General features: G+C 40.1%; 19 protein-coding genes and 2 tRNA genes. 19 read left to right on the plus strand and 2 right to left on the minus strand.

The window, feature by feature from the left end:
• Positions 1 to 9: 9 nt before the first annotated feature.
• From aspS to WC639_04260, 17 genes are all read left to right on the plus strand, one after another.
• Positions 10 to 1800, plus strand: a complete 1791-nt coding sequence (gene aspS, locus WC639_04180) for an aspartate--tRNA ligase (GenBank protein ID MFA6306977.1) — start codon at positions 10 to 12, stop codon at positions 1798 to 1800.
• Between the two features lie 5 nt (positions 1801 to 1805).
• Positions 1806 to 2114 carry a hypothetical protein gene (locus WC639_04185; protein ID MFA6306978.1) on the plus strand — a complete coding sequence of 103 codons (309 nt, stop codon included), beginning with the start codon at positions 1806 to 1808 and terminating at the stop codon, positions 2112 to 2114.
• 7 nt (positions 2115 to 2121) lie between these two features.
• Complete coding sequence (locus tag WC639_04190; protein MFA6306979.1) at positions 2122 to 3063, plus strand: DUF5671 domain-containing protein; 942 nt, start codon at positions 2122 to 2124, stop codon at positions 3061 to 3063.
• Positions 3064 to 3885: 822 nt separating this feature from the next.
• The gene (locus WC639_04195) at positions 3886 to 5037 is read left to right on the plus strand and encodes a hypothetical protein (GenBank protein ID MFA6306980.1); all 1152 of its coding nucleotides are present in this window, start codon (positions 3886 to 3888) and stop codon (positions 5035 to 5037) included.
• A gap of 176 nt (positions 5038 to 5213) precedes the next feature.
• On the plus strand, positions 5214 to 6080 hold the full coding sequence (locus WC639_04200) for a hypothetical protein (GenBank protein ID MFA6306981.1): 867 nt from the start codon (positions 5214 to 5216) through the stop codon (positions 6078 to 6080).
• A gap of 125 nt (positions 6081 to 6205) precedes the next feature.
• Positions 6206 to 6706, plus strand: a complete 501-nt coding sequence (locus WC639_04205; GenBank protein ID MFA6306982.1) for a YbaK/EbsC family protein — start codon at positions 6206 to 6208, stop codon at positions 6704 to 6706.
• Between the two features lie 3 nt (positions 6707 to 6709).
• Positions 6710 to 7414: a segregation/condensation protein A gene (locus WC639_04210; protein ID MFA6306983.1), complete on the plus strand. Its 705-nt coding sequence runs from the start codon at positions 6710 to 6712 to the stop codon at positions 7412 to 7414.
• Between the two features lie 16 nt (positions 7415 to 7430).
• On the plus strand, positions 7431 to 7982 hold the full coding sequence (gene scpB / locus WC639_04215; protein MFA6306984.1) for an SMC-Scp complex subunit ScpB: 552 nt from the start codon (positions 7431 to 7433) through the stop codon (positions 7980 to 7982).
• A gap of 2 nt (positions 7983 to 7984) precedes the next feature.
• Positions 7985 to 9043: a serine hydrolase gene (locus tag WC639_04220; protein ID MFA6306985.1), complete on the plus strand. Its 1059-nt coding sequence runs from the start codon at positions 7985 to 7987 to the stop codon at positions 9041 to 9043.
• A 74-nt stretch (positions 9044 to 9117) separates the two neighbouring features.
• Positions 9118 to 9885 carry a triose-phosphate isomerase gene (gene tpiA, locus WC639_04225; GenBank protein MFA6306986.1) on the plus strand — a complete coding sequence of 256 codons (768 nt, stop codon included), beginning with the start codon at positions 9118 to 9120 and terminating at the stop codon, positions 9883 to 9885.
• 4 nt (positions 9886 to 9889) lie between these two features.
• Positions 9890 to 10762 (plus strand): class II fructose-bisphosphate aldolase, encoded by an 873-nt coding sequence (locus WC639_04230; protein MFA6306987.1) that lies wholly within the window; start codon positions 9890 to 9892, stop codon positions 10760 to 10762.
• A 49-nt stretch (positions 10763 to 10811) separates the two neighbouring features.
• Entirely contained in the window at positions 10812 to 11675 is an 864-nt protein-coding gene (locus tag WC639_04235; protein ID MFA6306988.1) for a tetratricopeptide repeat protein, read from the plus strand.
• Positions 11676 to 11868: 193 nt separating this feature from the next.
• Complete coding sequence (locus WC639_04240; protein ID MFA6306989.1) at positions 11869 to 12465, plus strand: hypothetical protein; 597 nt, start codon at positions 11869 to 11871, stop codon at positions 12463 to 12465.
• A 358-nt stretch (positions 12466 to 12823) separates the two neighbouring features.
• A tRNA-Tyr gene (locus tag WC639_04245) sits at positions 12824 to 12906 on the plus strand.
• Between the two features lie 105 nt (positions 12907 to 13011).
• The gene (locus WC639_04250) at positions 13012 to 13392 is read left to right on the plus strand and encodes a desulfoferrodoxin (GenBank protein ID MFA6306990.1); all 381 of its coding nucleotides are present in this window, start codon (positions 13012 to 13014) and stop codon (positions 13390 to 13392) included.
• A gap of 28 nt (positions 13393 to 13420) precedes the next feature.
• On the plus strand, positions 13421 to 13576 hold the full coding sequence (gene rpmG, locus WC639_04255) for a 50S ribosomal protein L33 (protein ID MFA6306991.1): 156 nt from the start codon (positions 13421 to 13423) through the stop codon (positions 13574 to 13576).
• Between the two features lie 26 nt (positions 13577 to 13602).
• A tRNA-Trp gene (locus WC639_04260) sits at positions 13603 to 13676 on the plus strand.
• Here WC639_04260 and WC639_04265 read toward each other — a convergent pair.
• Together WC639_04265 and WC639_04270 are read right to left on the minus strand one after the other, a co-directional pair.
• On the minus strand, positions 13662 to 14102 hold the full coding sequence (locus WC639_04265; GenBank protein ID MFA6306992.1) for a hypothetical protein: 441 nt from the start codon (positions 14100 to 14102) through the stop codon (positions 13662 to 13664). The genes WC639_04260 and WC639_04265 overlap by 15 nt on opposite strands.
• Positions 14103 to 14217: 115 nt before the next feature.
• The gene (locus WC639_04270) at positions 14218 to 15105 is read right to left on the minus strand and encodes a recombinase family protein (GenBank protein ID MFA6306993.1); all 888 of its coding nucleotides are present in this window, start codon (positions 15103 to 15105) and stop codon (positions 14218 to 14220) included.
• 385 nt (positions 15106 to 15490) lie between these two features.
• Between WC639_04270 and WC639_04275 the strand changes: the two genes are divergently transcribed.
• Positions 15491 to 15697: a helix-turn-helix transcriptional regulator gene (locus WC639_04275; protein ID MFA6306994.1), complete on the plus strand. Its 207-nt coding sequence runs from the start codon at positions 15491 to 15493 to the stop codon at positions 15695 to 15697.
• A gap of 19 nt (positions 15698 to 15716) precedes the next feature.
• Positions 15717 to 16646 (plus strand): DNA methyltransferase (locus tag WC639_04280; protein MFA6306995.1); only part of this gene is annotated, 930 nt, incomplete at its 3' end.

Here is a 16646-nt window from a genome sequence, read left to right on the forward strand (position 1 = left end):
TAAATTTTTATGCTTAGAACTCATACTTGCGGCGAATTAACTAAAAAAAACGCCGGCCAGGCCGTTGAGCTTGCCGGCTGGGTGCATAGCCGGCGCGATCATGGCGGTTTGATTTTTATCGATCTTCGAGACCGCTATGGTTTAACGCAATTGACTTTTGACCCGAAAATAAGCGAAGAGGCTTTAGTCGAGGCTGATAAATTGCGCCACGAATGGGTAATTAAAATAAAAGGCAAAGTCGCGCTTCGGCCGGATGACATGATAAATAAAAAACTGCCGACCGGAGAAATTGAGATTGAATGCGAGGCAATAGAAATTTTATCAAGATCAAAAACTCCGCCTTTTGAATTAAACGAAGAAAAAGCGGATGACGCTAACGAAGCTTTGCGCTTAAAATACCGCTTTGTTGATTTAAGAAGATCAAAACTGCAGTCCATGCTGAAAATTAAAGATGAGTTTTTCCGGCATATCAGAAAATATTTTCAAGCCAATGATTTTATTGAAATACAAACTCCGATTTTAGCCAATTCTTCGCCTGAAGGCGCGCGCGATTTTTTAGTGCCGTCGCGATTTTATCCCGGAAAATTTTACGCCCTGCCCCAGGCGCCGCAGCAATTCAAGCAGCTTTTAATGGTCGGCGGGCTGGATAAATATTTTCAAATCGCGCCTTGTTTCCGCGACGAGGATCCGCGCCTGGACCGCCATTACGGTGAGTTTTACCAATTGGACATGGAAATGAGCTTTGTTGAGCAGGACGATGTTTTAAAAATAATGGAGCCGTTGATGAAAGAGCTGACGGAAAAGTTTAGCGCTAAAAAATTGGTTGGGCTGGAAAAGAGCGGCAGATTTAGAGAGATACCATGGAAACAGGCCATGGAAAAATACGGCACGGACAAGCCGGATTTAAGGTTTGAGCTGGAAATTAAGCCGATTACCGAGCTGGTAAAAGGCTGCGGTTTTAGCGTTTTCGCTAATGCTGTAAAAGATAAAGGCGTAGTCCATGCTTTAAAAATTGACGGCGCGGCAAAATTCAGCCGTAAAGAAATTGACGAATTAACGGAAATCGCTAAAACTAAGGATGCTAAAGGCCTGGCTTATATTGTGATTAAAGATAAGGGAGAATTGCAGTCGCCAATTGTGAAATTTTTAGGCGATGAATTGGCGGGAAAGATTGTTGAATATCTTGGCGCTAAAGCCGGGGATATAATATTTTTTGGCGCTGATAGCTGGAAAACCGTTTGTTTAAGCTTGGGCGCGGTTAGAAATGAGTGCGCTCTTAAACTTGGCTTAAAGGATAATAAGAAAGCCGCTTGGTGCTGGGTGGTTGATTTTCCCATGTATGATTATTCGGAAATTGAAGATGGGCGGGTTGATTTCGGGCATAATCCTTTTTCTATGCCCCAAGGCGGCTTGGAGGCGCTGCGAAACAAGAATCCGCTGGAAATTTTAGCCCAGCAATTTGATTTGGTTTTAAACGGCTTTGAAGCGTCTTCGGGCGCGATAAGAAATCATAAGCCGGAAATTATGTATAAAGCATTTCAAATCGCCGGCTACACCAAAGAAGAAGTGGATAATAAATTCGGCGCCATGATCAGGGCTTTCGCGTACGGGGCTCCGCCGCATGGCGGCAACGCGCCGGGCGTTGACCGCATCTTAATGGTGCTTTTAGATTTGGATTCAATCCGCGATATTTACGCTTTCCCTAAAGACGGCAAAGGGCGGGATGTTATGATGGATTCGCCAAGCGAAGTCGGAAGCAAGCAATTGAAAGAGCTTAATATAAAAGTTGATATAGAATAAAATTTATGCGGTTATCAAAACTGCAAAAATTTATTTTAGAAAAGTGCCATAATTTTAAGGCCTCGTCGCCGGCTGAATTTTACGATTTTTACTTATCAGCGCGGGCGGGCAAGAAAGCCGTTAAAAGTAAAAAGTTAATTCAGGACATAATTCGTAAAAGTTTGGACTCGCTCGTTGCCGGCGACCTGCTTACGGCTATTGGCAAAAAGACGGCTAAAAAATGGTTTATTCATAAAGTTAAATTAACTAATATTGGCAAAAAAATAGCCAATTTAATAATTAAAAACCGGCAAAGAAAATTGCCGATTAAATAAAAAATTTATGGAAAAACAACAAAATGCCAAGTTCGCGTTTTTTTACCTGCTGTCGCTCGTGGCCTTGGTTTTTACGGCCGTTTCCACAGGTATGATAATTTTTCAGATTATTAATAAAACCATAGCGGATGATTTAAGCCTGGCGCCGGGCGGTTTTACCCAGGACGCCTTAAGGTTCGCCATTTCCGCCATTATTATCGCGGCGCCGATTTTTTTCGTCATGATGCGCCTCATAAATAAAAATCTTTTGTCGGGAAAAATGGAAAAAGAATCCGGCGTCAGAAAATGGCTGACCTATTTTATTTTGTTCGTATCGGCCGTTGTCATGATCGGCTGGTTTATCGCCACGGTCGGCAGTTTCTTAAACGGCGAACTGACCACGAAGTTTATTTTAAAATCCCTGACTTCAATTTTAATTTCCGCCCTGATTTTCAGCTATTATCTTTATGACATCAAGCGCGAAGACGTCAGCAAAAATAATGATGTCATCAGAATTTATTTTTACGGCTCAATGGCCATCGCGGCCATCGCGCTGATAGCCGCTTTTTTCTTTATTGATTCGCCTTTAAAAGTCAGGGACCAAAAATTTGATCAGGCGATTATAAATAAATTCAGCCAGATTGATAATGCTATTAACGCTTATTACGGCGAAAATAAAAAATTGCCGGCCGACTTAAACGCTTTGGTTAACGGCGGCTCAACTTATTATATTTTATTAAGCGACATAACCGATCCGGCGACTGGTAAAGTGCTTAATTATAATGTTAAGGGCAAAGACGCCTACGAACTTTGCGCCACTTTTAAGACGGAAAATAAAACCCAGGCCAACGATAAATCGTATTACGTAGATACGCGCTGGCTGCATAACGCCGGCTACCAATGCTTAAAGCAAAGGGTGGTTATATTGGATAATACTAAAGGCGAGCCTACGTCCGTGCCGGTAAGATAAGAAGGTGTTGACATTAGCTAAAAAAAGCTGTTAAATTAACTGAAATAAGCCTAAGGAGAAATCCTTAGGCTTATTTATAATTAGTATTGTCATTGCGGGCTCCCGCCCGCCTCGTTGGTCTTTAACAACTTGAGAATTATTTAAAGAGTTTATAATTATAAACAATTTAAGATTATAGGGAGATGAAATGTCTGGAAAAGGGAGAAAAAGGAGGAAATCGATGGCAAATGTAGGCGGGCGTGTAAGAGGGTGTTATAGAATTCCCGGGTATGGATCATGCGTTAAACAAATGCACAGTTCGCATAATGGCAAATGTAGACATTGCCGTGCGCCAGTAGTGAGGAATGAGAGGATTAAAGTGTTCGGATTATAAACAACTTTAAAGATAAAAGGAGGTATAATGGCATGTCCAATATATTTTAATTGTTGCGGGTGTTCTTGCGCTTGCCCAGCCTTTCCGTTAATGGCAGAGGATTTGCGAAAACTAAAAAATGAAAACAGGGAAATTTACGAAGGGATACTTTCTTTGAGGGGCATTCTTATTTATTGCGCCAGAGACGCGATTTATAAGTTTGTTCAAATATCTTAAGAATAAAGAAAGGAGGCGAAATTGAGGCCTAAAAAAGGTAAAAATGGAAATGGCCGATATCTAGGACGGCCGAGCGGCTGCGACAATATTCCCGGTGAGCCGGCATGTTTAGAACAGCTTAATGGACCAAAAAACAGCCAGTGTCAGAATTGCTGGGCGCTGGAAGTTTCGGCGACTAAAATCAGAATTTTTGGAAAGAAATACTAATTTTAAAAGGGAAGGGAGAATGAATAATGGAGAAGAAGGATAGCTTACCTGCAATGGAAGTAAAACATGCACATATTGAGCTGGCTGAGGCGCAGAGAGTACAGAAGACATTGTTGGCTCCGGGGCCTTGCCCGCATAGGTTTTATGGTGCGAAAGCAAATTACGAGGTCTATGGACACGTTACCAAGGGTCCGGAATTTGAATATTACGAAGCGCTTTTGGCCCTGACTAATTTAAAGGGTCGCGCAAAACGCCGGAGAAAAGCTGAATTTATGGCCGCGGCCGAAATTTACACTAAACGCATGTATCAGATTTGGGTGGAAGTTTGCGGCCTACGTACCTTCAAGGATCAGGACGGTGTCTTCCAGGGTTGGGGGCCTCCGGGCGACTTTATGATGATGCGGGTGATTGACTATGCTCGCAAGCTGGAGAAAAAACACGGCAGAATTATTATACAGCATGATTGTAAACGAGGCGACCTGGGCGCTACCATGATCGGTTATTATGACCGCTTCATCGGCAGCCTCAAAAAAACCCTGGGCATTGACCACTCCTATCTGAAATATGACACCATGAATATCCAGATTTATATGGGCAAGGACGTGGCCATGCTGGACGAAGTCAATAATAAAAAGAATTTCGTTCCTGCTCAGGGGCTTATTTTAATGCGGGAAAAAGGCAAGGGCGTAATCTTCGTCGACGTAACCTCAAACGATACCGGCCCGGACTATCAAGAAAAATTTATACCGGAGCGGGGAAAAACGCTGCAAGAATGTATAGCTGAAGATGTTGGTTCCTGGGTTACACAGTACGGACTCGTCTATGATGAACTTTCCCCCGCCGGATTGGTAACCGGCTGTACGCGTAGATCAACGGGTATAATTCGCGCTTTATGTCCTTACGGAACTTTCTGGGATCCTGGCTTCGGCAATCAAGGCGGTAAATACGCGAACGTAATGCTCGACTTAATCCGGACAGGTAAATGGAATGGCCAAGGGGCGATTTTTATCAACGAAACCGCTATGATGTATTGTTGGATGGAGAAATTCGGCGGGACCGGCAAGGTGGCTGATGTCGAAAAATGTGCTCTGGCGGCTGTTAATAAACACCGTCAGGAAGAGTATGAGGCCTACCAGGCGCCGGAAGTTAAAGCGGCGGGGATCAGATATCCGTTCTAAAAAACTACCGCATATAAGGAGGTAAGAGTGGAAAAAAATAAAAAATCAGGAACTATAAAAAAGGCGTGGTGGAAAATTTTAAGATCACTTGCCAGCAGAGGTAATTGCCAAGCCGGTAAGATTAATTTAACGACCGAGCGGTTTAATACCCGGAGACGGTGAGAAGGGAGGATACAATGGCAGAATTTAAACCAAGTAAATCTAAAGAGGAGTGGGCGAGCAGGTTGATAGTACCTCTTTATAACGAAGGGTATATTGAGACATTATGGAATGCAAGGAAACCTTATCACAGGGAACACGGATTTACCTTAAAGGCCAGTGGAAAATGGGCATTGTGGTTTTTTAATATGAGGCCCGCCGGTAGTTCTCCGGAGTTATTCTATGATATTTGTACTTCCATGGCTGAGATGATAATCGTTCACCGTGAGCAAAAAGAACTGGATATGTTAATCGGCGTAGAAATGGCGGGAATTCCTCCTGTTGGAGCAGTGTCTCGGGCAATGTATAATTTGGGGTACCCGATGAAGTTTGGCTATACACGGCCCCTGCCAAAAAAGGTAATGTCTCCCATAGAATGCCTGGAGCTGTTAAGGAAAATCGACGCCAATGTTACCGGTTACAGCAATAAAGAATATGTGGAGGGCAGACTGGAATGGGCAACTAATGTCGGTATTCTTGATGATATGGCTACGAATTTGGGGAGTAAAATTATAGCCCGGTTGATTGTTCTTTGGCAGGCAGGATTAAGAAATACGTCAGTCGTCTGTAATCAAATATTCTATTTCCTCAATCGAACCAGGGGCAACATCCAGAAGGGTATTGATTTTGTCAACGAGACTGAATCAGGCCTCTATCCAGCGAGCCTGGATGTTAACTACATCATTGAGATGGACGATCATCTTGCTGAATTGAAAACGGTTATGAAACCGGGAGAGTTTGAATGGTTTACGGAATTTCAGAAAAATTCCAAACAGTTTGACGGATCTGAAGATGGTCTCCGTAACAGGAGAGAAGCGCTCGCCGCGGCTGCTCGCGGCTTATAGTAAAAGGAGATAAACAATTTCTATCCGGCCCGTTCGCTCACTAAGAGTGCAACGAGGCCGGTTTTTTATTTGCAGGAAACAGGCATTTTAAGGTATAATGGTAATATAATTTTTAAATAAAATTTATGGCAAAAAAATTAAAATTTCCTGAAAAGTTAGCTAAATATTTAGCTAAAGCCAAGGTTAAGCATAGTATTTTAGAGCATAAAACCGTCTACACGGCCTATGATACGGCCGCGACCATGGGTAAAAAGTTAAATGAAGTGGTGAAAACTTTATTGGTGGCGGCGGATAAAGATTATTATTTAGCGATTTTACCGGCTGACCATAATTTGGATTTTAAAAAGTTAGCGCGCGAAATAAGCAAAAAGGCTGGCAAAAAAATAAAAGCCGTAAAAATTCCCGGCGAGGCGGTTATGGAAAAATTATTAAAAGTTAAGGCCGGCGCCATGAGCGCTTTCGGCGGCTTGTATAAATTGCCCGTGGTTATGGAAAAAAATTTGGTTAAAATAAAAAAAGCGATTTTCGCGTCAGGCAGTTTTAACCATTCAATAGAGATGGCGGTTAAAGATTTCATTAAATTGGAAAAGGCCATTTTAGGCAGTTTTGGAGTCAAGAAGAAATAAATTATGAATTTTAAAATAGATAAATTTGAAGGGCCGTTGGGCCTGCTTTTGCAATTAATTGAAAGGCAGGAGCTTGATATTACGGAAATCAGCTTGGCGAAAATTGCCGATCAATATATTGAATATATCAGGAGTTCTAACCATTTAAAGCCGGAGGAGCTGGCTGATTTTTTAGTAGTGGCCGCTAAATTATTGCTGATAAAATCCCGGGCGCTTTTGCCGTTTTTAAAAGGCGAAGAGGAAGAGGAAATCCAGGAATTTGAGCATCAATTAAGAATGTATAAAGAATTTTTGGAAGCGGCTAAAAAAATTGAAGCTATTATCGGGAAAAAGCGGTTTAGTTTTCCGCGCGAATTCAACCGCCAGGCGTTTTTGACTAGCGCCCATTTATTTTCGCCGCCCAAAAGTTTAACCGCCGCCGATTTACTGGACGTTTTCAGCGGGATAATTAAAAATATCAGGCCGGTTGAATCGCTGGAGGAAAAGAGTTTAGAACAAATAGTCAATATTGAAGATAAAATATTGGCGATTCAAGAGATTCTTCTGGAAAAAATAAAGATAAGCTTTAATCATATTTTAGCTACCGCGAAAAATAAAACCGAAATAATCGTCAGTTTTCTAGCCATGTTGGAGTTGATTAAGCAAAGAGATATTACGGTAGCGCAGGGAGATTTGTTCGGAGAGATTGAAATTAATAGAGTAGTGTAATTTTAAAATTATTTCTATGTCCATAAAATCAAAAATAGAGTCTTTGCTATTCATTTCCGCCAAACCAATGGCCGCGAGCCAGCTGGCTGATTTATTAAAGGCGGACAAAAAAGAAATTATAAAAAGCGCGGATGAGCTGTTGGCTGATTATAAAAATAATCAGTCCGGCGTGCAAATTATTAAAGACGGCAGTAAGTACCAGATGGTCAGCGCGCCGGAGAACGCCAAAATTATCCAAGAATTCATTAAAGATGAAACCACGGGCGAGTTATCCCGGCCAAGCTTAGAAGCTTTAACCATTATCGCTTATCGCGGGCCGGTGGCGAAAATTGATTTGGACAGGATTAGGGGAGTGAATTGCGCTTTGATTTTAAGGAATCTGCTCATCAGAGGCTTGATTGAAGGCAAATTTGATAAAAAGAAAAATGAGACCTATTATACGGCGACTTTTGATTTTATCCGCTTCATAGGCTTAAACGACATCAAGGAATTGCCTGATTACGGCAGGCTTAACCAAGACGATACGATTGATAAAATGTTAGATCAAAATAAAAATTTAAATAGTTAAATATGCTGATACCGGTTACAATCAGTTTGTTATTATCAATTATTTTTTTAAATGTCGGATTGGCGTTTAACGGCCAGTTTTTAGCGGCCAAAAATATTGATTCGGCTAAAACCGGTTTGGTTTTGGGCGTAAGCGAGGAATACCAGGCGGCCGGTAAAATTATGGTTGAACAGGGGGATAATTTCAGCCAGGCCATTATTAAAGTAATTGAAGATGCTAAATCCCTACCTTTGCCGCGGTTGCCCCAATTTAATATGCCGATGCAAAAATTGCCGCAAAGCCCGGTAAAAGAAGCGGCGGTTAAAACAGTTAGTTTTGATTTAGCGGCCGAAAACGGGGCGATTTTAGATTGCCAAAGCCATGATTTATTTTTTTCTAAAATGCCTGATCGAGCTTGGCCTATAGCCAGCATAACTAAGTTATTCACCGCTTATGCTTTTTTGGATTATAATCCCGGCTGGGAGGAATTTTATAAAATAAAAGCCGAGGATAAGCGCGAAGGCGGAAAAATTTATTTGTTTACCGGCGATAAAGTTAAAGTAAAAGATTTATTTTATTTTAGCTTGGTCGGTTCGGATAATACGGCTACCGCCGCTTTAGTAAGTTCAACTGGCCTGACCGAAGAAGAGTTCGTCGCTAAAGTTAATAATAAGATTACCAGCCTTGGTTTTAAAAATACTATAATAGTTGACGCAACCGGCCTTAAAGACGGGAATATTTCAACCGCCCGTGAAATCGCGCAATTTGCCGACATGGCTTTAGGCGCGGATGAAATCAATCGCGCTTCTTTAACTAAAAAATATGAATTTACCACCGAGCAGGGCAGAAAAAAAGTTATTTTTAGCACTAACGAGCTGTTAAATATTTTTCCCCGAAAAGAGGTTAGCCTATTGGGCGGGAAAACCGGGTATATTAATTCTTCCGGCTATTGCCTGGTTAGTAAATTTAAAGGCCATGATGGCCGGGATATCGTTACCGTGGTTTTAGGCGCGGACAGCGAAACCAGCCGTTTTGGCTTAACTAAAGAATTGGTTGATTTATATTATAATTATAAGCCGTAGCGTCGGTTGGTTAACATGGTTTATTGTGATATAATTAAGCCACATGAGGATTGAATAATTATTAATTTTAGCATATGCCAAAAAAATATATCATCGCTAATTGGAAAATGAATTTAAATTTTGCCGAAACTTTAAGCTTGGCGAAAAAATTTAAAGAAAAATTTGCCGGATTTAACCAAGGTGAGGTCGCTATCTGCCCGTCGGCCTTAGCCTTAAGCGAAGTGGCTAAGATTTTAAAAGACAGTAAAGTTTTTTTAGGCGCGCAAAATGCCTTTTGGGAAGAGGCCGGGGCTTATACCGGCGAGGTATCGCCGGAGATGCTTGCCGAGATAGGCTGCCGTTATGTTATAATCGGCCATAGCGAAAGGCGAAAATATTTGTCGGAAAATTATGAGATAATAAATAAAAAAGTCAGAGCGGTCGTTGAAAATGAAAAATTAATTCCCATAGTTTGCATTGGCGAAAGCTGGGAGGAAAGAAAAACCGATCGGCGGGATTTTGTTTTAGTTGAACAGCTTGAGCAGGCTTTGTCCGGCATTGAAGTTTTCGGCAATCAGCAAATCATTATCGCTTATGAACCGATTTGGGCGATTGGCACAGGCACGGCCATAGAGCCGGCCGAGGCCGAGTACGCCCATAAAATCATAAAATTGGCCTTAAACGACATATTTGGCATGCAGGTAGTCAGTAAAAATTTCAGCGTAATTTACGGCGGCAGCATTAATTCAAAAAATGTTAAAAGTTTTTCCAAGCTTGAAGGCATGGATGGCTTATTGGTTGGCGGCGCCAGTTTAAAAGTTGAAGAATTTTATAAAGTCGCCAAAGAAATAATTAAAAAATAAAAATATGCTGGTTCACATAAAAGATTTGGTTTTAGACGCTAAAAAAAACCATTACGCCATCGGAGCGTTTAATATTACTAATTTTGAATCAATTTTAGGCGTGGCGCAGGCCGCGGTTAAAGCCTCTTCGCCGGCTATAATCCAAGTTTCGGAAAGCGCGATTCAATATATGGGGCTTAAACCGATTACCCATATAGTTTCCACGGTTGCTAAAAACGTGGCGGCCGGCGTGCCGGTTGCCTTACATCTTGATCATGGCACGAATTTTGACACTATTTTTGAATGCGTTAAAGCCGGCTTTACTTCGGTGCATATTGACGCTTCTAATCTGCCCTTGGATGAAAATATTAATTTAACCAAGCATATTGTCCGAGTGGCGCATGCTAAAAACGTTTGGGTTCAGGGCGAAGTCGGCGCCATTATCGGTTCGCACGGGGATATTACGAGCAAGCTAAAAGAAATACCGCTGGCCGAATTGGACGAAGTTGTTAAATTTGTTAAAGAGGCTAAGGTTGATACCATCGCGGCGGCGATCGGTACGGCGCACGGCATACATGCCAACGAAGATATTGTTTTCAGTTTGCTTAAAGCCATAAAAAATAAGGTAAAAATACCTTTTGTTCTACATGGCGGCTCCGGCGTGTCTGACGCTAAAATAAAAAAAGCCATAAAAGAAGGCGTAAATATTATCAACGTCGGCACCGATTTAAAAGTCGCTTTTTGCCGCACCATAATTGAAGTTTGTTTAAAAAATAAAAAAGAAACCGATCCTAGAAATTTATTAAAGCCGGCGATTGTTGCCATAGAAAAAGTGGTTTTTGAAAAAATGAAATTATTCGGCAGTGCCGGCCGGGCCGGCGGTAAGGTGGAAACTTAGAAGAAAGGCGAATTAACCCCGCTGGCCTTTGAATTTTAATTTTTTATATATGTATAATATAATTCCTTTATTATTAATTTTAGTCAGCCTAAGCGTGATTATTGTTATTGTCAGTAGAAAATTTTCAGTTTTAGCCGCTTTAGACGTGGCCAGCATACCAGCGGAAAAAGAGGCTAAGTTCAAAGAAAGAATTATTTCCAACCGCTTAAAAAGGAATATTATAAAATATTGGGCTAGATCAATCAGAGTTTTAGCGCCGCTGGGCCGGTTAGCCGGCAGTTATATGAAATCAAAATTGCATAAACTTTATCAGGCGAAAGATATTTACCAGGAGAACGAGAGGGTTGACGGTCCGGAAACGATTGACCAATTATTTTCCCAGGCCGAAGAATTAAAAAAACGCGACGATTTGGGTTCGGCGGAGAAAAAATATATTGAGATAATCGGCCTGGACAGTAAAAATATCAAAGCTTTTAAAGAGCTTGGCCGGATATATTTTGAAAAAAAAGAATTTGAAGAAGCTAAGCAGACTTTTGAGCATATATTAAAACTAAAAGAAGATGACGAAGATATTTACGAAAATTTAGCGAAAATTGCCAAAGAAAAAGGGGACTTGAATGAGGCTCGAGATGAATATTTAAAATCCATTAACATCAACAAGCAAAATTCCCAAACATATTTTAATTTGGCCGAAGTTTATCGGGCCATGGGTAAACTGCCGGAAGCCGCGCTTAATTTGAAAAAAGCGCTAAAAATAGAGCCGGCCAACCCTAGATACCTTGACACTATGCTGGAAATCAGTATAATTATAAAAGATAAAGCGCTGGCTTTAGACGCTTATAATAAGCTGCTTAAAGCCAATCCGGAGAATAATAAGCTTGAAGAATTTAAGCGGCAGATTGATGAATTATAAAAAGTTGTATTTTAATAACTTTTAACTTATAATCTATAATTAGGCTGGAGTTATTTAGTTTTGTTATAAATTATGGGTTATAAGTTATTTTATTTTAGTTAATTAGCAGAGCAGTATTCTTATAGAGAAATTGGTTGACCAATACATAAATAAGTCTTATAATTAACTTAAATAGTTAATTATGAACTAATTTATGAAAAATAAAAATATAACGCTTAAGTATCTTAAATATTTGTATAATATTAAGCGTAAGTCCGCGCAAGAAATTGCAAAATTAATTGGATGTTCGCCAAACCGGATAAATTATTGGCTGGCTCAATATAAAATTTCTAAAAGAACAATAAGCGATGCAATTTACATAAAACATAATCCAGGTGGCGACCCATTCAAATTTGTTCTTCCGGATAATATAGAAGACGCAAAATTATTCGGTTTGGGCTTGGGGTTGTATTGGGGAGAAGGTAATAAAGCCAATAAAAATACAGTAAGGCTTGGTAATTCAGATCCTGCATTATTGAATAAATTTATAGAATTTTTAATAAAATTTTTTAATATAAAAAAGAAAGATTTAAAATTTCATTTACATGTTTTTTCCGATATCGATGTAAATGAAGCCCTAGATTATTGGATTGATAAGTTAAAAATAAGTAAGAAACAATTTTATAAACCGATGATTACAATAAGCGGCAGTCTGGGGACTTATAAAAATAAAAGTAAATTTGGGGTAGTAACAGTTTATTATGGTAACATAAAATTAAAAAATAAATTAGTAGAATTATTGCCGTTGTAGCTCAGCTGGTAGAGCAACTCCATGGTGGGTCATTTGACTCCTGCCCCTTAGAGAATAAATTCTCTATTGAATCCCGAATAACGGTTAAAGGCCAACACAAGGCTAAGACCGTAGCGCTTAAAGCGCTCGAACGACTGACAAGGGGAGCTAAATCATTTTATGAAAAGCTCAAGATACAGTCTAATCCTCTTATATGTGTTAAGAAAAAAGAGGTGTAAATGAAGGAGTAGGTCCGCGGTTCGATTCCGCGCAACGGCTCAAGGGTTTATTAGGGTCGGTACCAAAGCGGTCAACTGGGACAGACTGTAAACCCGCCTGCCATGCCATTTATAATTTTTCTTTTGTGGAGATTTACTTTGGGTCGGTACCAAAGCGGTCAAATGGGACAGACTGTAAATCTGTTGGCTCACGCCTTCGTAGGTTCAAATCCTACCCGGCCCACAAAATTGAAAAATTAAATCCTGGCATTGGCGGGCAGGTCTGTTGGCTCACGCCTTCGTAGGTTCAAATCCTACCCGGCCCACCATAATAAATAATAATATAAATATGACCATATTAAATCAAGTGTATAAATGCGGCGTTTGCGGCAATATAGTTGAAATGACGCATGCCGGCGCCGGAGAATTAGTCTGTTGCGGCCAGCCAATGGTCTTGCAAGCTGAAAATACGGTTGACGCCGCTTTGGAAAAACATGTTCCGGTTAGGGAGTCTGTCGGCGATAAAGTAATCGTTAAGGTCGGTTCGGTTGAGCATCCGATGGAAGAGGCTCATTATATTGAGTGGATTGAAGTTCTTACAACTAACCGCGTTTATAGAAAATATTTAACGCCGGAATTAGACAGACAGGCAAAAGCCGAATTTACGGTAGATGGGGAAGTAATAAAAGTCCGCGCTTATTGCAATTTGCACGGATTATGGCAAAGCTAACAAATAATTAATAATAACATTTAATATTATGTCGCAAGATAACATGATAAAGCTGGAATGCACGGTTTGCAAGCGCGTTAATTATTTTTCAAGAAAAAATAAAAAAACTCTTAAAAGCAGGCTGGAGCTTAAAAAGCTTTGTGTGCATTGCAAGAAGCATACATTACATAAAGAAACCAAATAAAAATTTTCCGCCAACTGGCGGAACAGGCGGGTGTCGTATAATGGTAGTACAGAGGTCTCCAAAACCTCTTGCGTGGGTTCGATTCCTACCACCCGTGCCAATTGGGAAATGCGTCGCTACGCGATGCCAGCTCCCACTCAAATTGTGCTAAAAATTCAAACTTTCCGCCTTGCAAAATAAAGTTCGAGCCGATATTTTTTAGAAATGCTTTGAGTTCAGAAAGATCGCCTTCATCGGCGGTCTTTTTTGCTAACTTTGAACGCAAAATAAAATCTCTCATGGGTTCGAGCCAATTATTGCCCTTGTCTTTAATTTCTCTTATTTTATCCTGAAAATCCAGTTTCTCTTTAATCAGGCTGTCTTTTTTATTAACATAATCCGCTTTTTCTATTATCCCGTCTATCCGGTCATTAAGCAGATTATCAAGTCTGGTTTCGGTTTTATTAATTTCCGCCCGGGTTTTTTCGACAAGGGCAACGGATGATTGGGCGGCCGTTATTTTTTCTTTATCTAATTCATTTAGCATCTTATCCGCCCAATCATCGGGTAAAGAAACTTTTTGTAATATATTTTTAAATTGCTCTGTTAGTTTTTCTTCTCTAATATATTTTTCAGCGCAAAGCCCTTTCTTTTTTGTGCATCTATATATAGATATGCCCCTTTTTAGTTTCGGCGGTTATAGAACAGCCGCAAGAGCATTTTAAAAATCCGGTAAAGATAAAACCGTGCCTGATTATTTTTCGTTTTTTGCCTCTATATCGCATTACTTCTTGTACCTGATCAAAAAGCTTCTTGGTTATAATTGGCTCGTGTTTGCCTTGGTAGGTTTCGCCTTTATATTTGAACACGCCGTAATAAAACGGACTTCGCAGTATTCTATGGGCCATACTTAGCTGTAAGGCCTTATCACGCACGCTAGTTAGCCCTAGATCGTTAAATTTGGTCGTTAATGCTTCAAGCGTATGTTCACCGCCGGCATATATCTCAAATAGCTTGCGGATAAGTTTATGCTTAACCGGATCAATGACAATATTGTGGCGTTTAGGCTCGTTTAGATAACCCAAAGGCGCCCAGCCCGGATAAACTCCGTTTCTTAGCTTTTGTCTAAGGCCTCGTTTTACGTTTTCCGAAAGGTTGTCTATAAAATATTTACTTTGCCCGAAAGCGATGTTAAGCATAAACTTTCCCTGTGGCGTGTCCTCAAACCAAAAAGAGGGGAATTTGAGAGATTTTATTTTGCCCGTATCAACCATATAGATGATTCTACCGCCGTCAATCGGGTTGCGGGCTAAACGGTCAGGATGCCATGAAAGTATGCCATCAGCCTTGCCTTGTTCAATCAAAGCTAGCATTTCGCCGAATTTCATTCGGCCAGGTTCTTTGGCAGTTTTTGCCTCCGTGAAGGAGGCGGCGATTTCAAGTTTTTCTTTGGCGGCAAATTCTTTTAATTCGGCCATTTGTGATTCAATGGATAGTATTTGTCTGTCATCTTCATCCGTTGATTTGCGCGCATAGAGAATGTATTTCATAAAATTGAATTTAAAAAAAAGAAAAGTTTGCTTTTGGCTGGCAAGGCGGAAAGTTTGAATTTTTAGCACAATTTGAGTGGGAGCTGGCATCGCGTAGCGACGCATTTCCCAATTGGCACCGATTTTATATTGAAGTTCGGACAGAATTTAAAAAAAGGTTTTAAGCCAGCTTTTAAAAGCGCCCCCAGTCCCCGCTTTTAAAAGCCAAAATTCCTTTGCGGGCAAAGCCCGACTTTAAAAAACTGCCAAAGAACCTGTAAAAAATATCGGCTCGAACTTTATTTTAAGCCAAAAGCAAACTTTTATTTTTTTGTTATAACTCATTCTTGTATTATAATACATTATTGTAAGTTAATGCAAGAAGTTGTAGAATTATAAATAACATATGGCTAAGATATCAAAAAAATTAGGCAATAACCTAAAAAATATTAGATTAGAAAAAGGCATGTCGCAAGGCGATATTTGCCGTGCAACCGGTATGGATAGAGGATATATTAGCCGAGTTGAAAGTGGGCAAAAAAATCCTACTATTTCTAATTTAGAAAAAATAGCTAAGGCGTTAGGCATAAAGCCGGACGAATTATTGAAATAATTTTTGAAGTTAATTTAATATGGGTCAAATAGTTAAAAATTTTATACAAAAAGTTTCCGAACAGAATAAGACCGAGCACGCTCGCGAGCACGCTTATCGTCCGGCCTTGCAGGAACTTTTCGGGGAAATTACCGGTTTAAAAATTATTAATGAGCCGAAAAGAAGCGAATACGGCGCTCCTGATTTTGTATTTATAAATAAAAATATTGTTACTGCTTATGCCGAGGCCAAAGATTTACCCGTTTCATTGGAAGAAGTTGAAAAAGGCGAGCAGATGGCGCGTTATTACGGCTATTCAAATTTAATTTTAACAAATTGTCTTGAATTTCGTTTTTATAAAAACGGTCGGCAATATGTTCCGGCCGTGGTTATCGCAAAATTAAATAATAAAAATATAGAGGTTGACGAATCAAATTTTCAGCTTCTGGAAGACACTATCAAAGATTTTATAAAAGATTCAAAAGAGCCGATTAAATCGGGTTTACATTTGGCTAAAGTTATGGCAGGCAAGGCACGCCGCATTCGCGATAATATTAAAGTTTATTTAAGAAATAAAAATGACAAAGAGAATGATGCGCTTTTGGCTGTTTATAATGTAATTAAGAAATTGCTTTTGGCTGACTTAGATTATGATAAATTCGCGGATTTATACGCCCAGACTGTAGTTTATGGCTTGTTCGCCGCCCGGTATAATGACGACACGCCGGATACGTTTACTCGGCAGGAGGCGCGCGATTTAGTTCCAGCGTCCAATCCATTTCTCAGAGAATTTTTTGATCATATTGCAGGTGCGTCTTTCGATAATCGTATAAAATTTATAGTTAATGAGTTATGCGAAGAATTTACCCACGCCGATGTGCAGGCGATTGTCCATAATTATTATAATGTAGAGAAAGACTCAAGCCGTGATCCGATTATTCATTTTTATGAAGATTTTTTGCAGGAATAC

It is taken from the genome of Patescibacteria group bacterium (assembly GCA_041662965.1).
Taxonomy (GTDB): domain Bacteria; phylum Patescibacteriota; class Patescibacteriia; order Patescibacteriales; family GWC2-42-12; genus JACPHD01.